This window comes from Limimaricola litoreus, from assembly GCF_024159025.1.
GTDB lineage: Bacteria > Pseudomonadota > Alphaproteobacteria > Rhodobacterales > Rhodobacteraceae > Limimaricola > Limimaricola litoreus.
Genome location: NZ_JAMYXC010000067.1, coordinates 1 through 19,173, shown reverse-complemented (window position 1 = coordinate 19,173; position 19,173 = coordinate 1). Strand labels below are relative to the sequence as shown.

At 68.9% G+C, this 19,173-nt stretch carries 16 protein-coding genes and 1 tRNA gene; 8 read left to right on the top strand and 9 right to left on the bottom strand.

The window, feature by feature from the left end; translation table 11 throughout:
* Positions 1 to 217: 217 nt before the first annotated feature.
* The 5 genes from gltB to NHG85_RS05195 all read right to left on the bottom strand — a co-directional run bounded on the left by gltB (position 218) and on the right by NHG85_RS05195 (position 8,959).
* Positions 218 to 4,765, bottom strand: a complete 4,548-nt coding sequence (gltB, locus tag NHG85_RS05215; RefSeq protein WP_253330471.1) for a glutamate synthase large subunit — start codon at positions 4,763 to 4,765, stop codon at positions 218 to 220.
* Complete coding sequence (locus tag NHG85_RS05210; RefSeq protein ID WP_253330469.1) at positions 4,752 to 5,471, bottom strand: hypothetical protein; 720 nt, start codon at positions 5,469 to 5,471, stop codon at positions 4,752 to 4,754. The genes gltB and NHG85_RS05210 overlap by 14 nt, the downstream gene beginning before the upstream one ends.
* Positions 5,472 to 5,551: 80 nt before the next feature.
* On the bottom strand, positions 5,552 to 6,991 hold the full coding sequence (locus NHG85_RS05205; RefSeq protein ID WP_253330467.1) for an NAD(P)-dependent oxidoreductase: 1,440 nt from the start codon (positions 6,989 to 6,991) through the stop codon (positions 5,552 to 5,554).
* Between the two features lie 159 nt (positions 6,992 to 7,150).
* The gene (locus NHG85_RS05200) at positions 7,151 to 7,957 is read right to left on the bottom strand and encodes an undecaprenyl-diphosphate phosphatase (RefSeq protein ID WP_253330465.1); all 807 of its coding nucleotides are present in this window, start codon (positions 7,955 to 7,957) and stop codon (positions 7,151 to 7,153) included.
* 18 nt (positions 7,958 to 7,975) lie between these two features.
* Complete coding sequence (locus NHG85_RS05195; RefSeq protein ID WP_253330463.1) at positions 7,976 to 8,959, bottom strand: complex I NDUFA9 subunit family protein; 984 nt, start codon at positions 8,957 to 8,959, stop codon at positions 7,976 to 7,978.
* Between the two features lie 246 nt (positions 8,960 to 9,205).
* Here NHG85_RS05195 and NHG85_RS05190 point away from each other — a divergent pair.
* The 8 genes from NHG85_RS05190 to NHG85_RS05155 all read left to right on the top strand — a co-directional run bounded on the left by NHG85_RS05190 (position 9,206) and on the right by NHG85_RS05155 (position 14,118).
* Positions 9,206 to 9,292 (top strand) — tRNA-Leu (locus NHG85_RS05190).
* A 31-nt stretch (positions 9,293 to 9,323) separates the two neighbouring features.
* Positions 9,324 to 9,935: a ribonuclease D gene (locus tag NHG85_RS05185; RefSeq protein WP_253330461.1), complete on the top strand. Its 612-nt coding sequence runs from the start codon at positions 9,324 to 9,326 to the stop codon at positions 9,933 to 9,935.
* Between the two features lies 1 nt (position 9,936).
* Entirely contained in the window at positions 9,937 to 10,917 is a 981-nt protein-coding gene (locus NHG85_RS05180; protein WP_253330459.1) for a KpsF/GutQ family sugar-phosphate isomerase, read from the top strand.
* Entirely contained in the window at positions 10,917 to 11,522 is a 606-nt protein-coding gene (gene lptC, locus NHG85_RS05175; protein WP_253330457.1) for an LPS export ABC transporter periplasmic protein LptC, read from the top strand. The genes NHG85_RS05180 and lptC overlap by 1 nt, the downstream gene beginning before the upstream one ends.
* Positions 11,519 to 12,031, top strand: coding sequence for an LptA/OstA family protein (locus NHG85_RS05170; protein WP_253330456.1), 513 nt, complete (start codon positions 11,519 to 11,521; stop codon positions 12,029 to 12,031). Before lptC ends, NHG85_RS05170 begins: the two co-directional genes overlap by 4 nt.
* A complete protein-coding gene (lptB, locus tag NHG85_RS05165; RefSeq protein WP_253330453.1) occupies positions 12,028 to 12,789 on the top strand; it encodes an LPS export ABC transporter ATP-binding protein in 762 nt (253 codons plus the stop codon). The genes NHG85_RS05170 and lptB overlap by 4 nt, the downstream gene beginning before the upstream one ends.
* A gap of 233 nt (positions 12,790 to 13,022) precedes the next feature.
* The gene (hpf, locus tag NHG85_RS05160) at positions 13,023 to 13,598 is read left to right on the top strand and encodes a ribosome hibernation-promoting factor, HPF/YfiA family (RefSeq protein WP_253330452.1); all 576 of its coding nucleotides are present in this window, start codon (positions 13,023 to 13,025) and stop codon (positions 13,596 to 13,598) included.
* A gap of 55 nt (positions 13,599 to 13,653) precedes the next feature.
* Positions 13,654 to 14,118: a PTS sugar transporter subunit IIA gene (locus NHG85_RS05155; RefSeq protein WP_253330450.1), complete on the top strand. Its 465-nt coding sequence runs from the start codon at positions 13,654 to 13,656 to the stop codon at positions 14,116 to 14,118.
* Positions 14,119 to 14,126: 8 nt separating this feature from the next.
* Here NHG85_RS05155 and NHG85_RS05150 read toward each other — a convergent pair whose 3' ends face one another.
* The 4 genes from NHG85_RS05150 to NHG85_RS05135 all read right to left on the bottom strand — a co-directional run.
* The gene (locus NHG85_RS05150; protein WP_253330448.1) at positions 14,127 to 15,557 is read right to left on the bottom strand and encodes a nodulation protein NodH; all 1,431 of its coding nucleotides are present in this window, start codon (positions 15,555 to 15,557) and stop codon (positions 14,127 to 14,129) included.
* The gene (locus tag NHG85_RS05145) at positions 15,550 to 17,256 is read right to left on the bottom strand and encodes a DUF5927 domain-containing protein (RefSeq protein ID WP_253330446.1); all 1,707 of its coding nucleotides are present in this window, start codon (positions 17,254 to 17,256) and stop codon (positions 15,550 to 15,552) included. Before NHG85_RS05145 ends, NHG85_RS05150 begins: the two co-directional genes overlap by 8 nt.
* The gene (locus NHG85_RS05140) at positions 17,253 to 18,263 is read right to left on the bottom strand and encodes a glycosyltransferase family 2 protein (protein WP_253330444.1); all 1,011 of its coding nucleotides are present in this window, start codon (positions 18,261 to 18,263) and stop codon (positions 17,253 to 17,255) included. Before NHG85_RS05140 ends, NHG85_RS05145 begins: the two co-directional genes overlap by 4 nt.
* A 19-nt stretch (positions 18,264 to 18,282) precedes the next feature.
* A partial coding sequence (locus tag NHG85_RS05135) for a glycosyltransferase family 4 protein (protein WP_253330442.1) occupies positions 18,283 to 19,173 on the bottom strand: 891 nt, incomplete at its 5' end.

The following is a 19,173-nucleotide window of genomic DNA, read 5'->3' as shown; positions in this document are numbered from 1 at the left end:
CGCGCGGCCCGAGGGGCCGCGGCGCGCGGGGCGGCGGGAGGACGGGGCCGGGCCGCGGGTCGGGGAAGGCATCATCGGTCTGATCCGTTCGAAGGGCGCGTCGGTGCGCTTTGGCAGCACTACGCCCCCGGCAGCCCGATGTTCCCCCCGGCGTATGCAAAGAGGCCGGTGCGTCACCGCACCGGCCTCCTTTTCCGCTCCGGTCGCTACGCGCCGATCACTCGGCGGGCAGCGCCACCTTCTCGACCATGAGCGGGTGCGGGATGTGGCGCAGCATCTCCTTGGGGCAGACCTGCAGGAAGTTGTGCTTCTCGCTGTCCCAATGCTGCAGGATTTCGGCGGCCTTGCGGCTGCCGGTCTCGAGCTGATGCCGCTCGATCAGGCTCTTGAGCTGGTTTTCCCAATGCTCGACCGTGACGCCGCAGGTGACGAGCGTCTCGGTGTTCATCAGCGGCTCGGCAAGCCCCTCGGGGTCGTAGAGATAGGCCATGCCGCCGGTCATGCCCGCGCCGAAGTTGGCGCCGATGCTGCCGAGAATCACCGCGACGCCGCCGGTCATGTATTCACAACCATTGGTGCCGCAGCCCTCGATCACCACATGCGCGCCCGAGTTGCGCACTGCAAAGCGCTCCCCCGCACGGCCCGAGGCGAAGAGATACCCCGCGGTCGCGCCGTAGAGCACGGTGTTGCCGATGATCGTGTTCTCGGAGGCCACGAGCGGGCTGGCCATGGCCGGGCGCACCACGATGATCGCCCCCGAAAGGCCCTTGCCGACATAGTCGTTGGCGTCGCCCGAAACCTCGATCTTCAGCCCCGGCGCGCCGAAGGCGCCGAGCGACTGGCCGGCCGAACCGGTCAGCTTGACGGTCAGGTGGTCGGGCTGCAGCTGGTTGCGCATGCCGAAGTTCTCGACGATGTGCGCCGAGACGCGGGTGCCGATGGTGCGATGCGTGTTCTGCACCGCGTATTGCAGCTGCATCTTCTCGCCATCCTCGAGGAAGCGCTGGGCATCCTTGACGATCTCGGCATCCAGAGTGTCGAGCACCTCGTTGCGCGGCTTGCTCCGATCATAGCGGATGCTCTTGGTGCCATCCACTGTGATCAAGAGCGGGTTGAGGTCGAGATCGTCGAGATGGGCGGAGCCGCGCGACACCTGCGTCAGCAGGTCGGCCCGGCCGATCACCTCGTCGAGCGAGCGCGCGCCGATCGAGGCCAGGATCTCGCGCACTTCCTCGGCGTAGAAGGTGATGAGGTTCACCACCTTGTCGGCATTGCCCGAGAACTTTTCGCGCAGCGCCTCGTCCTGTGTGCAGACGCCCACCGGGCAGGTGTTGGACTGGCACTGGCGCACCATGATGCAGCCCATGGCGATGAGCGCGGCGGTGCCGATGCCGTATTCCTCGGCCCCCATCATCGCCGCCATGACGATGTCGCGCCCGGTGCGCAGGCCGCCGTCGGTGCGCAGCGTCACCCGGCTGCGCAGGTTGTTCATCGACAGCACCTGATGCGCCTCGGTGAGACCCATCTCCCACGGCAGGCCCGCGTATTTGATCGAGGTGGCGGGGCTGGCCCCGGTGCCGCCGTTGTGGCCCGAGATCAGGATCACGTCGGCCTTGGCCTTGGCCACGCCCGCCGCGATGGTGCCGACGCCCGAGGAGGACACCAGCTTCACCGTCACCTTGGCGCGCGGGTTGATCTGCTTGAGGTCATAGATCAGCTGCGCGAGGTCCTCGATCGAGTAGATGTCGTGATGCGGCGGCGGCGAGATGAGGGTCACCCCTTCCGTCGAATGCCGCAGACGCGCGATCAGCTTGGTGACCTTCATGCCCGGAAGCTGGCCACCCTCGCCCGGCTTGGCGCCCTGCGCCACCTTGATCTCCAGTTCCTCGCAGGCGCCGAGATACTCGGCGGTGACGCCGAATCTACCGCTCGCCACCTGCTTGATCTTGGCGCTCGGGTTGTCGCCATTGGCCTCGGGCAGGAAATGCGCCGGATCCTCGCCGCCCTCGCCCGAATCGGACTTGGCGCCGATGCGGTTCATCGCGACGTTGAGCGTCTTGTGCGCCTCGGGGGAGAGCGCGCCCAAGGACATGCCCGGCGTGACGAAGCGCTTGCGGATCGAGGTGATGCTCTCGACCTCCTCGATCGGGATCGGGCCGCCCATCGGCTTGATCGCGAGCAGGTCGCGCAGGTGGATCGGCGGGTTGGCCTGCATGGTCGCGGCATATTGCTTCCACAGCTCATAGGAGGCGCGGTCGCAGGCGGCCTGCATCATGTGCATGGTCGTGGCTTCCCAGGCGTGCTTCTCGCCCGAGCGGCGCGACTTGTAGAAGCCGCCGATCGGCAGCGCGCCCAGATCGGTGCCCTGCTGCGCCCAGCCGCGGGCATGGACCTCCTCGAGCTTCTTCTGGATGCCGGTGAGGCCGATGCCCGAGATGCGGCTGTGCATGCCGGGGAAATACTCGGCGCACATCGCGCGCGACAGGCCCACGGCTTCGAAGTTGAGACCGCCGCGATAGGACGAGATCACCGAGATGCCCATCTTGGCCATGATCTTGAGAAGGCCCGCATCCACCGCGTCGCGGTAGCGGCGCATGATGTCGGTGAGCGTGCCTTCGAGCAGGCCGCGGTTGAGCCGGTCGGCAAGGCTGTCCTGCGCGAGATAGGCGTTCACCGTGGTCGCGCCCGAGGAGATCAGCACCGCGAAGTAATGCGGGTCGACGCATTCGGCGGAGCGCACGTTGACCGAGCAGAAGGTGCGCAGCCCCTTGCGGGTCAGCCAGCTGTGCACGGCCGAGGTGGCGAGGATCATCGGCATGCCGATCCGATCCTCGTCCTGATGCTGGTCGGTGAGCACGATATGCCCCGCCCCCGAGCGCACCGCATCCTCGGCCTCGGCGCGGATCCGCTCCAGCCCGGCGCGCAGCCCGTCGGGCGCCCCGCCGGTGGGGAAGGTGCAGTCGATGAAGGCCACCTGCGCGCCGAACTGCTCGACCATGGTGTCGAACTCGGCATTGGCGATGAAGGGGCTCTCCAGCACCAGGATCTCAGCCTGGCTTGAGCTTTCGTCGAGCACGTTCTTGAGGTTGCCGAAGCGCGTCTTGAGCGACATCACCCGGCTTTCGCGCAGGCTGTCGATCGGCGGGTTGGTCACCTGGGAGAAGTTCTGCCGGAAGAAATGCGACAGCGGGCGGTACTTGGTCGAGAGCACGGCCGAGGGGGTGTCGTCGCCCATCGACGCGATCATCTCCTTGCCGTCCTCGGCCATCGGCGCGAGGACCTGCTCCAGCTCCTCGATCGAGTAGCCCGCGGCGATCTGGCGGCGGCGCAGCTCGGGGCCCTCGAACAGCGGCTCCTCGGGGATCTCGCGCAGGATGTCGTTGAGGTTCACGACCTTCTCGATCCACTCGCCGAAGGGCTGGGAGGCGGCCAGCGCGTCCTTCATCTCGGCGTCGTGGAACAGCCGGCCCTCGGCCATGTCGACGGCGATGAGCTGGCCCGGGCCGAGCGCGCCCTTCTCGATGACGCCGGCCTCGTCCACCGGCACCATGCCGGCCTCGGAGCCCGCGACGAGCAGCCCGTCACCGGTGACGACGTAGCGCATGGGCCGAAGGCCGTTGCGGTCGAGACCGGCGCAGACCCAGCGGCCATCGGTCATGGCGAGCGCCGCGGGCCCGTCCCAGGGCTCCATCACCGCGTTGCAGTAGGAATACATGTCCTGCCAGGCTTTGGGCATCTCGACCCGGCTCTTGGACCAGGCCTCGGGCACCAGCATGGTCTTGGCCATCGGCGCGTTGCGCCCCGCGCGCACCAGCACCTCGAACACCGAATCGAGCGCGGCCGAATCCGACGAGCCCTGCGGCACGATCGGCTTGATGTCCTCGGCCATCTCGCCAAAGGTCGAGGAGGCCATGCGGATCTCGTGGCTCTTCATCCAGTTGACGTTGCCCTTGAGCGTGTTGATCTCGCCGTTGTGGGCGAGCATGCGGAAGGGCTGGGCCAGCCACCATTGCGGGAAGGTGTTGGTCGAATAGCGCTGGTGATAGAGCGCGAAGGCGCTTTCGAAGCGCTCGTCCATCAGGTCGGGGTAGAACACCGCCACCTGCTCGGCCAGCATCATGCCCTTGTAGATCACCGAGCGGCACGACAGCGAGGCGAGGTAGAGCTCGCGCACGCCGGCGGCGATCGCCGCGCGCTCGATCCGGCGGCGGATGATGTAGAGCTCGCGCTCGAACTGCTCCTCGTCGATGTCCTTCTCGCAGCGGATCAGGATCTGCTCGATCTCGGGGCGGGTGGCGTTGGCCTTTTCGCCCAGGCAGGTGATGTCGACCGGCACGTGGCGCCAGCCGTAGATGTAGTGCCCCATGCGCAGCACTTCGGTCTCGACGATGGTCCGGCAGGTTTCCTGCGCGCCGAAATCGTTGCGCGGCAGGAAGACCTGGCCCACGGCGATGCGGCGTTCGGCCATCGGCTCGTGGCCGGTGCGGCGGATCTGGTCCTCGAAGAAGGCGCGCGGGATCTGCACGTGGATGCCCGCGCCGTCGCCGGTCTTGCCGTCGGCGTCGACGGCGCCGCGGTGCCACACGGCCTTCAGCGCGGCGATGCCCTTTTCGACCACCGAGCGCTGCGGCGTGCCGTCGATCGAGACGACGAGGCCGACGCCGCATGAGGCGTGCTCGTCATCCTCGCGGTAGAGGCCGTGCTCGGCCATGTAAGCGCGCTTGGCCTCTTCCGAGGCGACCCAGGCGTCATCATAGGTGGTCATGGAAGATCTCCTTGGCGGGGGTTGCGGGGGCCTTGGACATGGTCGCGCCGCAGCCGTGTTTGGGATGGGACGAGAGGAAGCCCGGCTCGTCCGGGAAGATGAATTCGACGGGGCTGTCGTCGGAGGAGAAGCTGCCCTCGGGACCGGTCACCTCGCTGGTGCCCGACAAAAAGATCCGCCGGGCGCGGTCGATGAACTCGGTGCCGCGGCTGACCCAGAGCACCTCGCCCTCGGCGCTGGTGGCGCGCACCTCGTAATCGGTGCGCTCCAGCTCGACGCCGTCGATGGTCTCGGTCTCGCCGGTCAGCACGTCGAAGCCGACGTAGCGGGTTTCGCCGACCTGGTCCGACAGGGTGGTGAAGTCGAAGCTGTCGGCGCCGGTCTGCGTAAGCTCGGTAAAGGAGGCCGGGTCGGCGGGATCGGGGGCCAGCGCCTCGCGCCGGTCGGCGCGCGGATAGACGCTCTCGATCCACTGGGTCTCGTGGTCGATCGCGCCGAAGTAGCTCACCCCGTCGAGATCGAGATCGACCCGCCGGCGCCAGCCCTCGGGGTCGGCCTCGCAGGTGAAGTGATGCGAGACGCTGCAATTGGCGGTCTGCACCGTCATCGTGGCGGTGCAGCCCTCGGGCAGCGTCACCTGCCGCGGGGACTGGGCCATCGCGGCCGCGGGCAGCGCGCATAGCAGCAAGGCGAAGGGCGTCTTCATGGCTGTCTCCGTGATCGGAACCGTAGGACGGGGCCGGGGCGCGCCGGACCGGGGCCCGGGCGCCTCGGCGCGGCGCGGGCTCACTCGGCGGCGACGCCCGCGCTGGCGGACTGGTCGAGATAGTTGACGATCGCGCTCGCGCTGTCGCGCCCGTCGCGGATCGCCCAGACGACCAGAGAGGCGCCGCGCACGATGTCGCCCACCGCGAAGACCCCGTCGAGCGAGGTGGCGCCGGTGCCGAACTCGGCCCGCACGGTGCCCCAGCGGGTCACTTCCAGCCCCTCGACACCCCACAGCGTCGGCAGGTCCTCGGGCTCGAAGCCGAGCGCCTTGACGACGAGATCGGCCTCTTCGAGGTAATCCGCGCCCTCGATCTTCTCGGGCATGCGGCGGCCCGTGGCATCCGGCGTGCCGAGGCGCATCTTGTGGACATGCACGCCCTTGACGCCCTGCGCGCCGCATTCGAAACCTTTCGGCGCCGAAAGCCAGACCAGTTCGACGCCTTCCTCCTCGGCGTTCGCCACCTCGCGCTGGCTTCCCGGCATGTTGGACCGGTCGCGGCGATAGAGGCACTTCACGCTCTCCGCGCCCTGCCGGATCGCGGTGCGCACGCAGTCCATCGCCGTGTCGCCACCGCCGATCACCACGACCTTCTTGCCCGCCGCGTTCAGCTCGCCGCTGTCGTATTCGGGCACCTCGTCGCCAAAGTTCTTGCGGTTCGAGGCGGTGAGGTAGTCGATGGCGCGGACCACGCCGTCGTGGTCGCTCTCGGGCAGGTCGCGCGACTTGTAGACGCCGGTGGCGATCATCACCGCGTCATGCTTGCCGCGGATCGCGTCGAAGGAGATGTCCTCGCCGACCTTGCAGTTGAGCACGAACTCGACGCCCGACTCCTCAAACTGCTTCGTGCGGCGGTCGACGACCTCCTTTTCCAGCTTGAAGCCCGGGATGCCGTAGGTCATCAGCCCGCCGACGCGGTCGTAGCGGTCATAGACCGTGACCTGCACGCCGGCACGGCGCAGGTAGTCGGCCGCCGCGAGGCCACCGGGGCCCGCGCCGATGATGCCGACGCTCTCGGGGCGCTCGCGGGCGGGCAGGATCGGCTTGACCCAGCCCTCTTCCCAAGCGGTGTCGGTGATGTATTTCTCGACCGAGCCGATGGTGACGGTGCCGTGGCCCGACTGCTCGATCACGCAGTTGCCCTCGCAAAGCCGGTCCTGCGGGCAGATGCGGCCGCAGATCTCGGGGAAGGTGTTGGTCGCCTGGGAGACCTCGTAGGCCTCCTGCAGCCTGCCCTGGGCGGTCAGGCGCAGCCAATCGGGGATGTTGTTGTGCAGCGGGCAATGGGTCTGGCAATAGGGCACGCCGCACTGGCTGCAGCGGCTCGACTGCTCGGCCGCCTTGTCACGGGCGAACTCGGCGTAGATCTCCTGGAAATCCTCGCGCCGCGCTGTGGCCAGACGCTTTTCCGGCATGTCGCGCGGCACCGACACGAATTTCAGCATCTTGTTCTCGGCCATGGCTGGTCTCTCCCTCTGGCTGGGCTTGCCGTGGGGATAGCCAAAGCCCGGCCGGATGAAAAGTCAGCATGCATGACCTATTTAACGCTTTCTGAAGCAAGAGGCGAAAAACTTTCGCTTTGCGACGCAAAATAAGGTCAGCTTTCGTTACCTATAAACCTAACCGGCGAGAAAGAGACCGGCCAACGCGACAAGACCCACCGCGATTCGCCACCAGCCGAACAGCGCGTAGCCGTGCTTCGAGACGTATCCGAGCAGCCATTTCACCACAATCACGGCGGTGACGAAGGCCATGGCAAAGCCGATGGCGATCTCGTTGAGCGCGCTCCAGTCGAGCACGTCGCGGTTCTGGAACAGGTCGTAGGCCACGGCCCCGGCCATGGTCGGCATCGACAGGAAGAAGGAGAACTCCGCCGCCGCGCGCTTGCTCACCCCCATCAGCAGCCCGCCAACGATGGTCGCGCCCGAACGCGACACCCCAGGCACCATCGCCAGCACTTGGAAGAAGCCGATCGCCAGCGCCGTGCGCACCGGCAGTCTCATCGCGTCCTCGTGGCGGGTGCGCAGCGCCATGCGATCGACGAAGAGCAGCACGATGCCGCCCAGCACCAGCATGACGGCGATCAGGACGGGCGTCTCGAACAGCACCGTCTTGATGATGTCATGCGCCAGCACGCCGATCACCGCCGCCGGCAGGAAGGCGATCAGCACCGCGGCGATGAAGCGCCGCGCCGCCGGGTCATGCGGCGCGTCGCGCAGCACGCGCCACAGCTGCCCGAAGTAGAGCGTCAGCAGCGCCAGCACCGCGCCGAGCTGGATCACCACCTCGAAGGTCTTGCCGGCGCTCTCGAAGCCCAGGAAATGCCCTGCGAGCAGTAGGTGACCGGTCGAGGAGACCGGAATGAACTCCGTCAGCCCCTCCAGCAGGCCGAGCAGGAGCGGCAGGAGAATCGTCTCTCCGGTCATGGCAATGCGTGTCCCGTATCAGTGGCGGCGCAGGTTGCGCGCGGATTCCTTGATCGCCAGATACTGCCCCGAGGGGCGGAAACGCCACAGGTAGTCGGGCAGCACCGCTTCCATCGCGACGGGGCTGATGCCCAGATCGGCGAAACCTTTCGCGCCCCTGCCCACGACGTTGTCGCTTTGCAGATTGGCGACCTGGTCGGCGGTGATCGGCGCGCGCACCAGCCCGAGGCTGAGCATCTGCACCAGCCCGCCGACAGCGGCCATCAGCCGGCCGATCCCGAAGGGCAGCCCGATCACGAGGCGGCGGCGGCGGATCATCTGCAGCATCTGCACGATCAGCTCGCGGAAGGTGTGCGTGTCCGGCCCGCCCAGCTCGTAGATGCCGGGGGCTGCGTCGCCGATGACGGCCAGCTCGGCGGCATGGGCCACGTCGTCGACATGCACGGGCTGGAATTTCGTGTTCGCGCCGACCACCGGGATCACCGGCGAGACCTGCGCCATGGAGGCGAAACGGTTGAAGAACTCGTCCTCGGCACCGAACAGGATGGAGGGGCGCAGGATCACCGCATCCGGCATGTGCCGCAACACGCCCGCCTCGCCCGCCGCCTTGGAGCGGGCGTATTCGCTCGGGCTCTCTTCATCCGCGCCGATCGCGGAGACATGCACCATGCGCCCCACGCCCTCTTCGGCGGCGAGGCGGGCGATCCGCTCGGGCCCCTCCTCCTGCACCGCGTGAAAGGTGTTGCGCCCTTTTTCGGCCAGCACGCCCACGCAGTTAACCACCGCATCGGCGCCGGTCAGCGCCGCGCGCACGCTGTCGTCGTCGCGGATGTTGCAGAAGATCGGCTCGACCTGCCCCACCACGCCGTAGGTCCGCACGAAGAGCGCCTCTTCGGGACGGCGGCAGGCGACGCGCACGCGCCAGCCCTGATGCGCCAGCCGGCGCGAGATATAGCGCCCGAGGAAGCCCGATCCGCCAAAGATGGTCACAAGTCCGGTCATCGGCCCCGCCCTGATAAGGTGAATTGACGCCTCGCGGTTTACCCGCCGGGGCGGATGCGGACAAGCGCCGATCCGGGCCCTTGGTTTCGCGGGAGTGTCGCGCGCCCCACGCCCGGCGCAGGTTTCGGGCCGTTCGCGAGCGCGCGCCTCGCCCCTGCCCGGCCTGCCGCAGCGGCAGCGCGGATTTCGCGAGATTTCTCGTTGACACCCCCCGGCCCTTTCCGTAGATCGCCCCTCACACGACCTGCCCAGGTGGTGGAATTGGTAGACGCGCTGGCTTCAGGTGCCAGTGTCCGAAAGGACGTGGAGGTTCGAGTCCTCTCCTGGGCACCATCCCTCCTCGTAATTCAACAGCGAGGACATCGTGGCAAACCACCTCTATCAGCACGACCTGCCCGACGGGCTCGATCTCGGCCCCTCCGTGGCGATCGATTGCGAGACCATGGGCCTCAACCCGGTGCGCGACCGGCTATGCCTGGTGCAGATGTCCTCGGGCGACGGCGAATGCCACATGGTGCAGGTCCATCGCGGCCAGACCGAGGCGCCCAACCTCAAGCGCCTGCTCGAAGATCCGCAGGTGCTCAAGCTGTTCCACTTCGGCCGATTCGACATCGCGGCGCTGCAAAGCGCCTTCGGCGCGCGCACCGCGCCGGTCTATTGCACCAAGATCGCCTCGAAGATGGTGCGCACCTATACGGATCGGCACGGGCTGCGGCAGCTGCTGCAGGAGCTGGTCGGCGTCGACATTTCCAAGCAGCAGCAGCAATCCGACTGGGGCGCCGGGGAACTGACCCCCGCGCAGCTCGACTACGCCGCCTCGGACGTGCTGCACCTGCACCGGCTCAAGGCTGTGCTCGACGAGCGGCTGGCGCGCGAGGGGCGCAGCGAACTGGCGCAGGCCTGCTTCGATTTCCTGCCCACCCGCGCGGCGCTCGATCTGGCAGGCTGGGCCGATGCCGACATCTTCTCGCACTGAAATGGCCGGGACATCGCAGCGCCCCGATGATCTCGAGATCGCCCGTCAGGTGATCGCGGAGGAGGCCGCGGGCCTCGCCGCCCTGGCGCGAGGGCTCGATGGCGGTTTCACCGCCGCGCTCGACGCGATCCGTGCCGCCCCCGGCCGGGTCATCGTCTCGGGGATGGGCAAATCGGGGCATATCGCGCGCAAGATCGCCGCCACCCTCGCCTCGACCGGCACGCCCGCCTCCTTCGTGCATCCCGCCGAAGCCAGCCATGGCGATCTGGGGATGATCTCGCGCGGCGACGTGGTGCTGGTGCTGTCGAATTCGGGCGAGACGCCCGAGCTGGCCGACCTCGTGGCCCATACGCGGCGATTCGGCATCCCGCTGATCGGCGTCGCGGCGCGGCCCAAAAGCACGCTGATGACACAGGCGGACATCGCCATCGTGCTGCCCGACCAGCCCGAGGCCTGCGGCATCGGCGTGGTGCCCACCACCTCGACCACCATGACGCTGGCGCTGGGCGACGCGCTGGCCATCGCGCTGATGCGCGGGCGCGGCTTCACCGCCGAGGATTTCCGCGCGTTTCACCCGGGCGGCAAGCTCGGCGCGCGGCTGGCGCAGGTGCGCGACCTGATGCACGGGGCCGCCGAGCTGCCGCTGGTGGCGCTCGACGCGCCGATGACCGACGCGTTGCTGGCCATCACGGGGGCGGGATTCGGCGTGGTCGGGGTCACCGACGCGCAGGGCGGCCTTGCGGGGATCGTCACCGACGGCGACCTGCGCCGCCACATGGAGGGGCTTCTCGACCACGCGGCGGGCGAGGTGATGACCCCCGCGCCGCGCACCATCCGCCCCGACGCGCTCGCCGCCGAGGCGCTGGCGCAGATGAACGCGCGCAAGATCACCTGCCTCTTCGTCGTGGACGAGGAGGACGCCGCGCGTCGCCCGCTGGGGATCCTGCACATCCACGACTGCCTGCGCGCCGGCGTGGCCTGATGCACGCGCGCGACAACGCCTATTCGCGCTTCATCGGCCGGGCCAAGGTGCTCTTGCCGCTGGTCGGGCTGGTGCTGCTCTCGACGCTGTTCCTGATCGCGCGCAGCCCGCAGGGCACCGGCGAGATCCCCTTTGCCGAGATCGAGGCGATCGCCCGCGAGCAAAGGGTCAGCGCGCCGCGATTCGCCGGCACCGCCGAGAACGGCGCTTCGATCGCGCTCGAGGCGGCGACAGTGCGGCCCGCCGCGCAGGGACGCTACGAGATCGAGACGCCGACCGGGGTGATCGAAAGCCCCGAGGGCGCCCGGATCGAAATGCGCGCCGCCACCGGGGAGGTCGACGCGCAGAGGCGGCAGCTGCGGCTCGACGGGCCGGTCACGGTCGTCTCCTCGCTGGGCTACCGCGCCGAGACGCCGGTGCTCATGGCCGATCTCTCCACCGGCGGCGTGGTCTCCTCGGGCGAGATCGAGGTCGATGGCCCCTTCGGCCGGTTCAGCGCCGGGGAGATGCGCAGCGAGATGCCCGAAGGCGAAGCGCCGCGCATGGTGTTCTCCAAGGGCGTGCGGCTGCTATATGATCCCGCAAGCCAAGGAGAGAGCCGATGATCCGCACCACCGCCCTTGCCATCGCCCGTGCCGCCCTTGTGGCCGGCCTGCTGCTGCCCGGCCTCGCCTCGGCGCAGACCCAGATGGCGCTGGGCGGGCTCACCGCCGACCCCGATGCGCCCGTGGAGATCACCGCCGAGAGCCTCAACGTCGATCAGGCCACGGGCCGCGCCACCTTCGAAGGCGAGGTGCTGATCGGCCAAGGCGAGATGAAGATCTCCGCCGCCACGGTCGAAGTGGTCTATGACGACGCCACGGGCGAGATCGCGCGGCTCGAAGCGCAAGGCGGCGTCACCTTCGTCACCGCCACCGAGGCCGCCGAGGCGCAGGCCGCGGTCTACGACATCTCGGGCGGCACGCTGCTGCTCACCGGTGACGTGCTGCTGACCCAGGGGCGCACGGCGCTCTCCTCGCAGCGCATGGAGATCGACCTCGCCGCCGGCACGGCGCAGCTGACGGGGGGCGTGCGCAGCGTCATCGAGCCCGCGCAGGGCGCGGCTGCACAGTGAGCGACAGGGCCACCCTCGATCTCACGCCCGGCTCGGGCGGGCTGCGCGTCACCGGCCTGCGCAAGAGCTACCGCAAGCGCCCGGTGATCCGCGACGTGTCGCTGCATCTCGACCGCGGCGAGGTGGTGGCGCTCCTGGGCCCCAACGGCTCGGGCAAGACCACCTGTTTTTATTCCATCGCCGGGCTGGTCAGCCCCGAGGGCGGGCAGGTCACCATCGACGGGCGCGACGCCACGCTTCTGCCGATGTATCGCCGCGCCCGGCTCGGCATCGGCTACCTTCCACAGGAGATGTCGGTGTTTCGCGGCCTCAACGTCGAGGACAACATCCTCGCCGTGCTGGAGATCGCCGAGCCGGACCGCACCTCGCGGCGCGAGCGGCTCGAGGAGCTTTTGTCGGATTTCTCGATCGGCCACCTGCGCCGCGCGCCGGCGCTGGCGCTCTCGGGCGGCGAACGCCGCCGGGTCGAGATCGCGCGCTGCCTTGCCGCCAACCCGCGCTACGTGCTGCTCGACGAGCCCTTTGCCGGCGTCGATCCGATCGCGGTGGGCGACATCCGCGACCTCGTCGCCGCGCTCAAGACCCGTGGATTGGGCGTGCTGATCACCGATCACAACGTGCGCGAGACGCTCGGCATCGTCGACCGCGCCTATATTCTGCACGACGGTCACGTGCTGATGTCGGGCACCACCGAGGAGGTGGTGCGCGACGAGAACGTGCGCCGCGTCTATCTCGGCCAGGGCTTCCGCATCGGCTAGGCACCGCGACGACGCTGCAACGGCGGCGTTGACAAGCGGGGGGACGATCGGGCGAGATGGGAGCTGATGACGCAGATCGCCCATTCTTTTCCACGGCACCGGACAGCTCCGGCAAGACGGGCCGGGCCACCGCCGGAGCGGTGCGAGGCTGCCCATCCCCACCCCCCATCGGCCCCAAGGTGCCGCAGGCCGCGTGCCTGTGCCGCCGTGCCGCGTCCTTGAAGGAGACGTCCATGCGTTACCAGATCACCGGCAAGCAGATCGAGATCGGCGAGGCGCTGCAGACCCATGTGCAGACCGAATTGGGCGCCACGGTGGGCAAGTATGCCGGCCGCCCGACCGACGCCAACGTGGTGTTCTCGCGCTCGGGCCACGAGCATGTCTGCGAAACCGTGGTGCATTTGTCGACGGGGCTCACCGCCCAGGCCACGGGGCGCGCCAACGAGATCTATGCCGCCTTCGAGAGCTGCTGCGAAAAGATGGACAAACAGCTCAGGCGTTACAAGCGCCGGCTGAAGGACCACCACAAGGCGCGCACGAACCCGGTTGAACAATCCCTCGCAGGCTCCTATATCCTCGCCGCGTCAGGAGACAGTGACGAGACCGAGCAGGACAGCCTCGCCCCGATGATCGTCGCCGAGATGGAATCGAAGATTCCAGAACTCTCGGTCGGCGAAGCCGTGATGCAACTTGAGCTGGCGGATGCGCCGGTGCTGGTGTTCCGCAACGAGAAGCATAGTGGGATCAACGTCGTCTACAAACGCGACGACGGTAATTTCGGGTGGATCGACCCGCGCAACATCGGCTAGGAGAGCGCCAGATCCCGGCTCTCCGAGCCCGCCTCGTAGACAGGGAACCCCCCAAATGCAGATTTCCGAGATCCTTCCGACGGACGGCGTGAAGATGCTGTCCTCGACCAGCTCCAAGAAACGGCTGTTCCAGGACCTGGGGGATCTGGCCGAAAGCTGCTACGGGCTCACCCCGGCGCGGGTGGTCGAGGCCCTGCTCGAACGCGAGGGCCTCGGCCCCACCGGCGTCGGCCACGGCGTGGCTCTGCCGCATGCCCGGCTCGAAGGGGTCGAGCGCGTGCGTGGCCTGTTCATTCGCCTCGACAAGCCGCTCGAATTCGATTCGATCGACCGTCAGCCGGTGGATCTCGTCTTCTGCCTGCTCGCCCCCGGCGGCAGCGGGGTCGAGCACCTCAAGGCGTTGGCGCTGGTGTCGCGCACGCTGCGCGACACCGCGACCTGCCAGAAGCTGCGCGCCAATGCCGATGCAGGCACGTTGCACACGATCCTGACCGAAGGCCCGGCGACTCAGGCGGCCTGAGCGCCGCCTCAGCCCGCGCCAGCCCCGGTCACGCGCCAATCCTCGAAGCCGAAGCGGGCGTAATCGCGGGCATAGATGCTCCGCACCGCCGCCTCGATCCGCGCGTCGTAGATGGCTTTGAGCGCCGCCTCATGCGGCTCCGGCGCGGGCGCCCAGGGCGGCGCCCTCAGCCCCGCGCGCGCGGCCAGGGCGGGCAGCTCTTGCGCCAGATCCGCCTCGTGAAGGATCGCGTCGGGGGATTCGAACTCGGCGATTCCCTGCAATAGCGCCCTCTGGCTGGCCCAGGCGGCATCGACGCGAATCGCCGTCTGTCCGCCGAGGTTGGCCTTCACGAAGGCGATGAAGGCCACGAAGGCGGCGCGGTGGCGTTCCGGGTCCGGGTCGGGGCCATCGGCCTCGGCCAGGACCGGCAGATCGTAGCGCTGGTGCAGCGTCTCGCGGATCTGCACGAAGCTGCCCGGCCCGCGCGCGAGGATGCGTTCGCAGAACGCGGCGTGCAGCCGCGCCACCGGGTGGCGCAGCACCGCGAAGCTGCGATGACCGGGATGCGCCGCCTGCCATTCGCGCAGCGTCTTCTGGGTAAAGCCCTCGCGCGGCGGCGCGCCGTCGAGATCCGCGAGCCAGCCGCGCAGCCCCGCCTCCGGCCCCGATTTCAGCGGCAGGCACAGCAGCCCGCTGCGCGCGGGCGCGAGATAACTCGGCACCATCGGCCCGCGCCGCGGCTCGAAATTGGGGGTGCGGCCAAGGTCGAAGCGGTCGATCCGCGCCAATGCCGCGCGCATCTCGTCGAAATTCTCGACCTTCTCGGACAGGCTTTCGGGGTTCTGCTTCTTGAGCTTGCGGTCGAGCCCCGCCAGCCGCGCCTCGACGCCGAGCCACGCGGCCAGCCCGTTGAGCACCTCGAGGTCCTGCAGATCCTCGTAATCGAGGTAGAAGGCCGTCTGCCCGCCGCGCTGCAACGCCCCCATGATGCGCAGCTGCGCCTGTTGCAGCCGGTCCAGATGCTGCTCGAAGCCGGTGGCGTCGAAGGCCACCCGCTCGGCGCGCAGGTGGCGCGCATCGGTGAGCTTCCATTGTCCCGTCGCCGCGGCGATGCGGTGGCTGACGTAGGAATCGACGGGGTTGCGGGTCAGCACGATCTTGGCGATGCGCGGCTCGGCCATGATCGGCTCGAACACGCGCGGATCGTGATCGCCGAAATAGCGAAACCCGTTGAGCCCCGGCGCGGCGCGCAGCCGCTCGAGCAGCGCCAACGGGGCCGCGTCGCGTTCGGCGCGCGTCACCCCGAGAATCGGCGCATCCTTGGGCGTGCCGATGAAATGCGGGTTGAACGCCTCGCCGTGGCAGCGGACCCCCTCGAGCGCGTTGAGGTTGCTTTCGAGGAAGTTCGAGCCGGTGCGCATCTCGGCGAGCATCACGAAGCTGTCGAAGTCAGGCATGGGGGCGGCTCACCAGATAGGGTTTGGGCGCGGCGCGGCGCAGACGGGGGGGCGGGTCGGCGGGAATGTCGCCGGTGAGATAGGGGTGCATGCCCTGGTTGCGCATGTCCTGCAGGAAACGCCCGAAACCGTCGAGCGGCACGAGATCGGGCGGCGCGGGCGGCGGCCCCGCCTGCCCCGGCACGATGTCGGCCAACATCTGCGACAGCGCCTCCGATGGCGCCTCGAGGAACTCGGCCAGGGTCCAGATCCTTATGCGCGCCTTGGCATGGGGCGAGCGCAGCGCGCCCAGGTGATCGGCCTCGGCCTTTTGCAGCCGCGCCGCCGTGTCGCGCAGATCGGCCACCGCCTGGCCCGAGCGAAACAGCGGCACCGCCCAGGCGCCCGAGATCACGCCGATCCGCGCGTTGGGATCCTTGGCGATGTCCCAGCTGACATGCTGGCTGTCGCGCGGGCCGAACTGGAACACCTGCCGCGCGCCGCGGCCGTTCCAGATCAGGTTGGTCAGAAAGCGCCGGGCGTTGTGGTCGCGCAGCGCGGCGGTGCTCGACATCGCCCCCCGCCACAGCGGGGCACCGCCCTCGAATTCGGCCCCCTCGGGCGCGAAGATATGGCCATGCACGGTGGCGCCGCTGGCGGCGGCGAACCAGGCGTGGAAGCCCTCGTGAAGCTCGGAAAATCCTTCGAGCACGCCGTAGGGCGCGGCGGTGAAGCCGTTTTCCCAGCCCTCGTTGGGCAGGCGGCTTTGCATGTAGAGCCCGGCGCGGCCGCGCACCCGCCGCTCGGTCGCGGCGGCAAAGACCCGGTCGATCCGCGCAGGCGCCGGCTCGGCCGCCTGCGCCGGATGCCCGCCCGCCGCCATCTGTGCGTAGATCGCCTGCGCCCGCGGCCAGATCTTGCGCGCCACGAAGCAGTCCGAGCGGCGCAGCAGCGGCAGGTGATCGTCGTAGAACAGATGCGGCTTGCCCTGGAAATCGAACTTGGACATGGTCAGCGACCGGCTTTCGATCCGGCGCGACCAGCGCCGCGCGAGGCTCTGGAAATAGCTCTCGTCGGGAATCCAGACGCGGGCGAAATAGCGGTCGAGTGCGGGGCGCTGCGGGTCCGACAGGATCGCCTCCAGCGTCGCGCGCGTGAGGCACCACCATTGCGAGCCCATATGCGGCACCAGCCCCTCGGGCAGACGGCGCCGCACGCCGATCCGCCGCTGCAGCGCGACGTAGCAATCAAAGGCCCAGCGCTGGCGTTTCCAGGAGAAGGGAAAGCGCAAGGTGAAGCGCTCCTCCGACAGCCCGCCCACCGTCCAGGGCACGTCGGCCACGCAGGCGCTCTCGATGAAATCGGTGTCGCGCCGGGCCGCGAGATAGGCGGTCAGCTCACGGATCGGGCGCAGCGGCACGCAGGAGCCCGAGGCGAGATAGACGTGATCGACCTCGGCGAAGCGATCGAGCATCAGCCGCGCGCCCGATTGCGTGGCCGCAACGATGCCCCAACCGCCCCATTCGCAACGGTGCCGCTCGCAAAACAGCACCCGGTCGGAGAGGTCGTCGAAGCCCGCGCGAAACCGCTCGAACCGGGCCCGGCGCATGGCGCTGTCGACATGCACCACCACCGGGCAGCCAGACTGCGCCCAGTGCCGGATCACCTCCGTCGCGCGGCCCAGCGCGTTGTGCACGAGGATCACGACCCCGAGGCTCATGCCCAGTTGCCCCGGGACATCAGCCCCAGCACCTCCAGCTGCCGCCAGTTGATGTATCTTTCGCTCCATCGGCACCACAGTTCGGGGTCCGCCTCCAGGCCGGCGGCATAGGCCTTGTATTCGGCGCTTGCGGCGTAATGTTGACGCCGCTGCAGCTCTTCGCGGGCCTTGTCGGAGAAGCTGTCGAGAAACTTGGTGTGCAGCAGCAGGCCGGAGGTCTTCTCGCCGCCCCATTCGTCGTAGGTGAAATTGAGCCCGCGCGGCAGCAGCATGTGGGTTGAGCTGACATAGGTGTAGCGACGGTCCCATTTGACCAGCGGGATCTTGTTGAGCGCGGGCGCGCGCGAGGGCTCGTCGGCAAAGAACATCCGCGCCCGCGGCCCGCCCTGGATCCACAGGTTGCCGTAGCGGTGGTTGCGCGAGATGCTGTAGTTGCCCGGATCGAACCAGCAGGCGATCTTCAGCGGGTCGTCGCCCGGCGCGAAGGGCTGCGCGCCGATCGGCCCCTTGGGGTAGAGGTCGAGCAGCATGGCGCCGAAGCTGCGGATCGAGGAGGCGTCGAGCCAGTCGGTCAGCGCCTTCAGGGGCCGCGTGTCGCAAAACGGGTAGACCAGCAGCTCGTCGGGATCGACGGTCAGGCACCAATGCCCGTGGCCATGGCGCCGCAGCAGCCAGTTCATCCAGTCCATGCCGAAGCGCGCGCGCTTGTAGCTCGCCTCGCTGCGCCACAGCGACACGTCGGGCTGTTCGGCCAGAAGCTCCGCGCCGCTGTCGTCGCTGCCGTTGTCGACCACGAGAAAATGCGCGACGCCCATCTCGCGGTAATGGGCGAGGAAATGCGGCAGCCGCGCGGCCTCGTTGCGCAGGGTGGTGAAGAGGAGGATGTCGGCGGGGCGCAGCCGCGCCGTGCGATCGGTGACGCAGGCCAGCTCGCGCCGCTTGCGCAGCGCCCGCAGCCGCCACCGCTTGCGCTGCAGCCTGAGCCGGTATGTCTGCCAAGCCTTCAAGCGTGTCCCCCCGCGGCCTTCAAAGCCCGTCGAGCGCCCGCTCGACATGCGCCGCCCAGCCGGGCGGAGTGATGCGCAGCGGCGGCAGGCGGGGCGGCGCGGCATGTGCCCGGATCGCCCTCTCCCACTGGTAGCGATCGGTCGGATCGCAGTAAACGGCATGATCTCCAAGCAGTTCGCGGCAGATGGCAAGATCGCCACAGATCACCGGGCAGCCCAGCGCCAGCGCCTCCAGCGGCGGCAGGCCGTAGCCCTCGGCCAGCGAGGGAAACAGCAGCGCCCGCGCCCGCACCAGAAGCGCCGCGATCGCCGCATCGGACAGGCCCGGCATCTCGGTCACCCCCGCCACGCCCCGGTCGAGCCGGTCGAAGACCTCCCGGTTGTTCCAGCCGCGCGCGCCGCAGATCAGCAGCCGCGGCGCCCCCGGCCCCAGCCGCTCCCAGACATCGAGCAGCAGCGCGTGGTTCTTGCGTGGCTCGATCGTGCCGAGCGCGACCATGTAGGGGATCGACGGATCGAAGCCCGGCGGCAGCGCCGCCGCATCGGGCCGCGCCGGTGTCACGCCCAGCGGCGCCACCACGATCCGCGGCACCGGCCCGCGCTCGGCCAGCCGCGCGGCGATGCCCTGCGCTGTGGTCTGCGCCGTGGCGATCACCCGGTCGGCATGGCGCGCCACCACATCGAGCTTGGCCGCGAAGGGATCGACCGTGCCGGGCCGCGCGGCCTGAGGCAGGTCGAGCGGGATCGTGTCATGCACGAGCACCGCGATGCGCGCGCCCGCCGCCTGCACCGCGCGCATCACCCGCTCGTCGAGATCGGCGTGACCGGTATTGAGATAGAGCGTGTCCGCAGGCAGGCGGCGACGCAGCATCGCGCCCAGCATGGGCCGCGGCGTGCGCGCCACCGCGAT